Here is a 6,276-nt window from a genome sequence, read left to right as displayed (position 1 = left end):
CCGGTAAGTAATCATTTCAGGAATTTTGTAGGTGGTATCCACATGAATGAAAGGAAATGGACAGTGTCCGTAAAAGGCTTTTTTTGCCAGCCACAATAAAACCGTGGAATCCTTTCCGATGGACCAGAGCATTCCCAGCTTCCCCAACTTTTTATAGGCTTCTCTGATAATGTATATGCTTTGTGCTTCCAAACTGTCTAAATGATCCATTTTTTTCTCCTCTTATTAATTAATAATCACGGTGACTGCAAAGTATCCCGAGCCGCCTGTCAGTTCAGATGAACTGACAGGCTCGCAAATTACCTGGTTTTTAAACGATTCGCAATGACCTGTTCTTAATACGCGTTTGAATTTTTCTTATTGATTTCAATAATTTCCTGTGTTTTATCCGGTTTTTCGATAATCCATTTTAAAATCTCATTACTGTCCTGGGTATAAACCGTACTGCCTCGTCCGCCGATATCCGCGCCCAGATAAAAGTGAATAGCTTCTTTTTTACAGGATTTAACACAGGAAGTACATCCCCAGCAATCTTTGGGATATTTGATATAAGCTTTTTCCTCGGAGTCGAAATGAATCAGATTTCCGGGACATACTTCAAGACATTGTCCACAACTCACACAGGCAGCCTTGTTAATTTTAATGCTCATAGATTTCTCCCTTACCGACCAGGTTTCTGAAAGAAACCGTTAATTTTCCATCTTTCCATACCGAGTTCACGTATTTTTCCCAGTCATTGCTTTTTTGTGGGTAACTCAGATTCTCGGCAAAACAATGCCATCGGGTTTCTTTTCTTGCGCCTAAATGAGCAATCACCGACTGACATAAAACCAGTCTTTCTTTAAGCTCATACAAATGCATCAATTCCTGGATGTCACTAACGTGACATGTTTTTGTCAGATTTTCCAATTCTTCAATTTTAACCCTGGCAATTGCCAACTGATTTTCATTGAATTGATAATGGGTGCTGATGCCACCGGCATAGGTATCCATAACCTTCTGCATGGCTTCTTCCAAGTCTTCGACGGAAAACAACCCGGTTTCATTTTCAAAATAAGCTTCCAGTTCTTTTTTCTTTTTTGTCAGAAAACCTTCCCAGCAATCAGTATGTTCAGATTGTTTCTGTTTCTCCTGCTGAATCTGTCTTAGAGCTTCCAATGCGGCGATTTCTCCCTCAACCAGGGCACCGGTCACATATTTCTGAGGACATCCGCCGGCAACATCTCCGGCGGCAAATAAACCTTTAATAGTGGTTTCACGTTTGTTATCCACCCAATATCCGCTGGCCGTATGCCCGCCCATAATATAAGGCTCGGTTCCTTCAATCTCAACATTATTTTCATTGGGCCCGGCCTGATCTTCCATCCATTTTAGGGTTTGGCTGGGAGCCATATTCAGATAGGCCTTCATCAGACTTTCTTCGGCTTCTTTGCCAATACCGATGGTTTCCAGATAACAGGGGCCCCGGCCTTTCACCGTTTCTTTGACAGTGCCGTAAACCCTTTGGGATGTGGTATTTCCGTATTTTGTTTCATATATTTCTCCCAGGGAATTGACCTGTTTTGCGTGCACCCCCTGGGCCAGTGTCCCGGTCGGGGCAATGGTATCCTTACAGCGAAGGGCAATGAAACGCATCTCAAAAGTCGTCATTTCCGCACCGGCCAATATTCCCATTGCATAGCCTGCGCCGGTATTAAAAGGCGGGTACCACATTTTATGCCTTGAAAATCCGGGATTATTGGGACGATATAACCCGCTGGCCCCTCCGGTTGCGCACATTACTTTTTTAGCAAAAATTTCATAAAAAACATTTTCCTTAATATCAAAACCATAGGCACCATAAATGGTCTGATCCTTAACCAGGTACCCAATAATATTAACATGATTATAGACAGTAATATTATTGTGTCTGGCTACTTCAGCTGCCAACAAGGGCTTGATGTTTTCACCGTTGATTTTTATATTACGTTTTCCCCGGGTGACATAATCGCCGTTTTCATCCTTTAAGATGACCAGTCCCATGTCTTCTAAATCATGGGTCACCTGATTCAGCTTTTCAGACATGGACAACAATAAATCTTCTCTGACAATCCCCTCGGCATCAGTTTTCGCATAGTCAACATAGTCCTGGGGTACTTGTCCCGGTGTAATATAAGCATTAATGGCATTGACTCCGGCGGCCAGACAGCCACTGCGTTTAATGTTTGCTTTTTCAAAAATACTAATGGAAAGTTCCGAGTTTGAAGCAGCTTTGATTGCTCCGAAACAACCAGCGGTTCCTCCTCCGATAATCAGTAAATCAGTCTGTATGGTTTTTGTATTCATCGATGGTCCACTTCCTGTCTTTATTAAATATAAAACATGTCTTTGTCGTCTATGGCCTGGTTAAGTGCTAAATAGGTTGACTGATCGTCAAATAAGTAAATGCGATAAATCAGCACCTTGACCGCTTCCCCGACTTTAATCTCAGCTTCGGTAAGTGAACGGTTTGCGGTTAAGAGCATGCCTTTCACCCTTATCTGCATTTCCAGATAACTCCCGCGATAGAATACCGATTCCACAATGCCATCTTCCAGGGCTAATTGATATTGTTTCTGTTCACCTATTTTGTAAACACTCAGGTATTCTGGTCGAATGACTGCATTAAGGTCCTTTTCTGTATTCTCAAATCCGATTAATTCGACGTGATTTTTAAGAACTGAGGATTGTCCAATGAATTGAGCAACAAAGGGTGTGTCCGGATTTCTGTAAATCTCAATGGGTGATCCGATTTGTTCGATTTTACCATTGTTGGTGACAATGATTTCATCGGCCACTTCAATGGCTTCATCCTGGTCATGGGTTACAAAAATGCTGGTAATACCAAGCCGGTCAATCATTTTTCGAAGCCAGCTTCTTAATTCCAGGCGAACCTTGGCATCCACAGCCGCAAATGGTTCATCCAGCAGGAGTAACTGAGGATTAGGAGCCAATGCCCGGGCAAATGCAATACGCTGCCTCTGGCCGCCTGACAGTTGATGGGGATAGCGTTTTTCAAGGCCTTCCAAACCGATCAGGCTGATCAGTTCGGTAACCCGATCTTTAATGAAACTTTTCTTTTTCTTTTGTATTTGCAATCCAAAAGCGATATTGTCATAAACCGTCATATAGCGAAATAATGCATAACTTTGAAATACGAAGCCGATGCCGCGTTCACTGGGGGCAACGTCATTTATTTTCACGCCATCCAGGATAATGTCACCACTATCCGGGCTTTCCAGTCCTGCAATCATGCGCAGAATCGTGGTTTTACCGCTGCCGCTCGGACCCAGCAGGCCAATTAATTTTCCTTTCTCTACTCCGAAAGAAACCTCTTTAGATGCCTGATAGGATCCGAAGTTTTTATTGATATTATTTAATTCAAGATACATCTTTAATCCCCTCTTTTTTACCCATATATTCTACGATATTTCGAAGAATCAAAACAAGAACCGCCATGATTACAAGTATGGAAGCCACTGCGAAAGCAGCTGTAAATTGATATTCATTGTATAAAATTTCCACATGCAGTGGCAATGTGTTGGTCTTGCCTCTTAAATGCCCTGAAATAACTGACACGGCCCCAAATTCTCCCAAGGCTCTGGCGGTACATAGAATAATCCCATACAACAAAGCCCATTTAATGTGAGGAAATGTGACTTTTCGAAAAATAGTAAATCCACTTGCCCCCATTAATGCTGCGGCCTCTTCTTCCTCAGTCCCCTGGGCATTTAAAACCGGGATGAGTTCTCTGGTAATAAATGGAGAGGTTACAAAAATCGTAGCCATTATAATTCCTGGGACCGCGAAAATAATTTTGATATTCAAGAGATCTTCAATACCGTTTGCCCAACCCATACGACCAAAAGTCAGGGAAAATATTAAACCCGCAATGATTGGAGAAATTGCAAAAGGAATATCAATTAATGTTGTCATCAGCTGCTTACCCTTGAAATGATATTTTGTAATGGTCCATGCCGCAAATAGCCCGAATGCGGTGTTCACAACCACAGCCACAACGGTGGCCTGCATGGTTAAGGATAACGCCTTAATGGTATATTCATCGGATAAAGCCGCTGCATAAACAGCCCAGCCATCACTGATCGCTTTTGTTAACACCACAGCCAGTGGCAAAATCAACATAACGAACAAAAATAACACAGCTATACTGATTAATAAAATTTGAATGCCATTCTTTTTTATATTCAATTTGCCACCTCCTATCCTTTGGAAAATTTACTGGCATAGACTTGAATGGAATTAATGAAAAATAAGATCGCGAATGAAATTATTAACATCACCAATGCTATGGCCGTAGCCGCTTCATAGTTAAATTGTTCTAACTGACTCATAATCAAAAGCGGTACAATTTCCGTTTTAAAAGGCGTATTTCCGGCAATGAAAATCACACTGCCATACTCTCCAACGGCTCTGGCAAAAGCCAGGCCAAATCCGGTCAGCATGGCCGGCATGATTTCCGGAAAGATAACCCTGAAAAATATGGTTCCCCTACCTGCTCCCAGGATAGAAGCGGCTTCTTCATATTTAGGATCCAATTTTTCCAGAACCGGCTGGATGGACCTGACCACAAATGGAATACCGACAAAAATCATCGCCAATATAATTCCGGTTTGGGTGTAGGATATGGCAATTCCAAATTGTGCAAAGAAACCGCCGATCCAGCCATTATTAGAATACAAAGCGGTAAGGGCAATCCCTGCCACCGCTGTGGGCAGAGCAAAAGGTAATTCAATGATACCGTCAACTACCCGTTTCATAGGAAAATCATACCGTACCAGGACCCAGGCAATCAGCACCCCAAAAGCACAATTGATCAGCGCCGCAATCAGTGCACTTATAAGGCTTACCCGAAATCCTGCCACTATCCGGGGGTCCGTAATAATCTGAAGGAACTGGGTAATATCCATTTTCGAACTGGTTATTACAATTGACACCATGGGAATCAACACGATCAAACTCAAAAACGTCATTGTGATCCCCATAGAAATTCCAAAACCCGGGATCACCCTTTTTTTCTTTTTTAACCCAATCATGTTATGCACCACGCCTTTTCCGTTCTTTTTTTTAAATCGATTTTGAAACTATTTAACTTTATTTTGAGTAAATTTCATCAAAGACTCCACCATCGTTAAAGTGGGTAGCCTGGGCTTTATCCCAACCGCCAAATATTGGATCATCAATGGTCACAAGATTAACATTTAAATCAAAGACGCTGGAAAATTCGCTTAATATGGCTTTATTTGAAGGACGATAATAATTTTGTCCTGCGATTCGCTGGGCTTCATCTGAATACAGATAACCAAGATATTCTTTTGCCACTTCCTGAGTTCCTCTATTTTTTGCGACTTCATCCACAACTGCCACTGAAGGTTCTGCGAGAATACTGATGCTTGGTGTTATTATCTCAAATTTATCCGGGCTTTCTTTCATTGCCAGATAGGCTTCATTTTCCCATGCAAGTAAAACATCACCCTGACCGTTTTCTGCAAAGGTTGTTGTTGCCCCTCTTGCCCCAGAATCCAAAACCAATACATTCCCGTATAGAGCTTTGATATATTCCTTGATTTTTGGTTGATCGCCATTATAAAGCTTATTTGCATAGGCCCAGGCTGCCAGATAATTCCATCTCGCGCCTCCGGAAGTTTTCGGGTTTGGTGTAATAACCCCAATACCTTCTTTGGTTAAATCACCCCAGTCGAGAATATTTTTAGGATTTCCTTTGCGAACCAGGAAAACAATGGTTGATGTATAGGGGGCACTGTTGTTTGCAAATTCATCCTTCCAGCCGGGATCAATGAGTCCAGCTTTTTCAATGGCAGTGACATCAGATCCAAGTGCCAGAGTCACTACATCAGCCTCATTTCCTTCTATAACAGAACGAGCCTGTGTGCCCGAACCTCCGTGAGACTGAACAATTGTGACATCCTGTCCTGTTTTATCTTTCCAGTATTTAGCAAATACCGGATTATAGGCTTCGTAAAATTCCCTTGTTGGATCATAGGATACATTGGTAATTTCTACAGGTTTTGAATAATCAGGTGTTGAACTGGCTGAATCTGTTCCATTTTTAGTACAACCAATAATGCCACCTAACCCTATTGTTAATACTAATAAAATAATGCCGAGCTGTTTCATTTTCATACAATTTCTCCTCTCATACCTGTCTTCTATGGGAAGACAGCCTTTCATTAATTTGCGTTCTTTTTAATTCATAGTAAAATACTATGAATATACATT

General features: G+C 41.7%; 7 protein-coding genes. All 7 read right to left on the bottom strand.

What is annotated here, in order from left to right:
• On the bottom strand, positions 1 to 210 hold a 210-nt coding region (locus VIK44_RS04515; protein WP_331552656.1), incomplete at its 3' end, for a phosphoadenosine phosphosulfate reductase family protein.
• A gap of 125 nt (positions 211 to 335) precedes the next feature.
• Positions 336 to 650, bottom strand: a complete 315-nt coding sequence (locus VIK44_RS04510; protein WP_331552655.1) for a ferredoxin family protein — start codon at positions 648 to 650, stop codon at positions 336 to 338.
• Positions 640 to 2,325 (bottom strand): adenylyl-sulfate reductase subunit alpha, encoded by a 1,686-nt coding sequence (locus tag VIK44_RS04505; protein WP_331552654.1) that lies wholly within the window; start codon positions 2,323 to 2,325, stop codon positions 640 to 642. The genes VIK44_RS04510 and VIK44_RS04505 overlap by 11 nt, the downstream gene beginning before the upstream one ends.
• A 23-nt stretch (positions 2,326 to 2,348) precedes the next feature.
• Positions 2,349 to 3,410 (bottom strand): sulfate/molybdate ABC transporter ATP-binding protein, encoded by a 1,062-nt coding sequence (locus VIK44_RS04500; RefSeq protein ID WP_331552653.1) that lies wholly within the window; start codon positions 3,408 to 3,410, stop codon positions 2,349 to 2,351.
• Positions 3,400 to 4,227, bottom strand: coding sequence for a sulfate ABC transporter permease subunit CysW (gene cysW, locus VIK44_RS04495; RefSeq protein WP_331552652.1), 828 nt, complete (start codon positions 4,225 to 4,227; stop codon positions 3,400 to 3,402). Before cysW ends, VIK44_RS04500 begins: the two co-directional genes overlap by 11 nt.
• Positions 4,228 to 4,238: 11 nt before the next feature.
• Entirely contained in the window at positions 4,239 to 5,072 is an 834-nt protein-coding gene (cysT, locus tag VIK44_RS04490; protein WP_331552651.1) for a sulfate ABC transporter permease subunit CysT, read from the bottom strand.
• A 58-nt stretch (positions 5,073 to 5,130) separates the two neighbouring features.
• Positions 5,131 to 6,180 carry a sulfate ABC transporter substrate-binding protein gene (locus tag VIK44_RS04485; RefSeq protein ID WP_331552650.1) on the bottom strand — a complete coding sequence of 350 codons (1,050 nt, stop codon included), beginning with the start codon at positions 6,178 to 6,180 and terminating at the stop codon, positions 5,131 to 5,133.
• Between the last annotated feature and the right edge of the window lie 96 nt (positions 6,181 to 6,276).

It is taken from the genome of Acetobacterium sp. (assembly GCF_036508315.1).
In the GTDB taxonomy this organism is placed as follows: Bacteria; Bacillota; Clostridia; order Eubacteriales; family Eubacteriaceae; genus Acetobacterium.
This window is presented reverse-complemented; position numbering and strand designations above follow the sequence as displayed.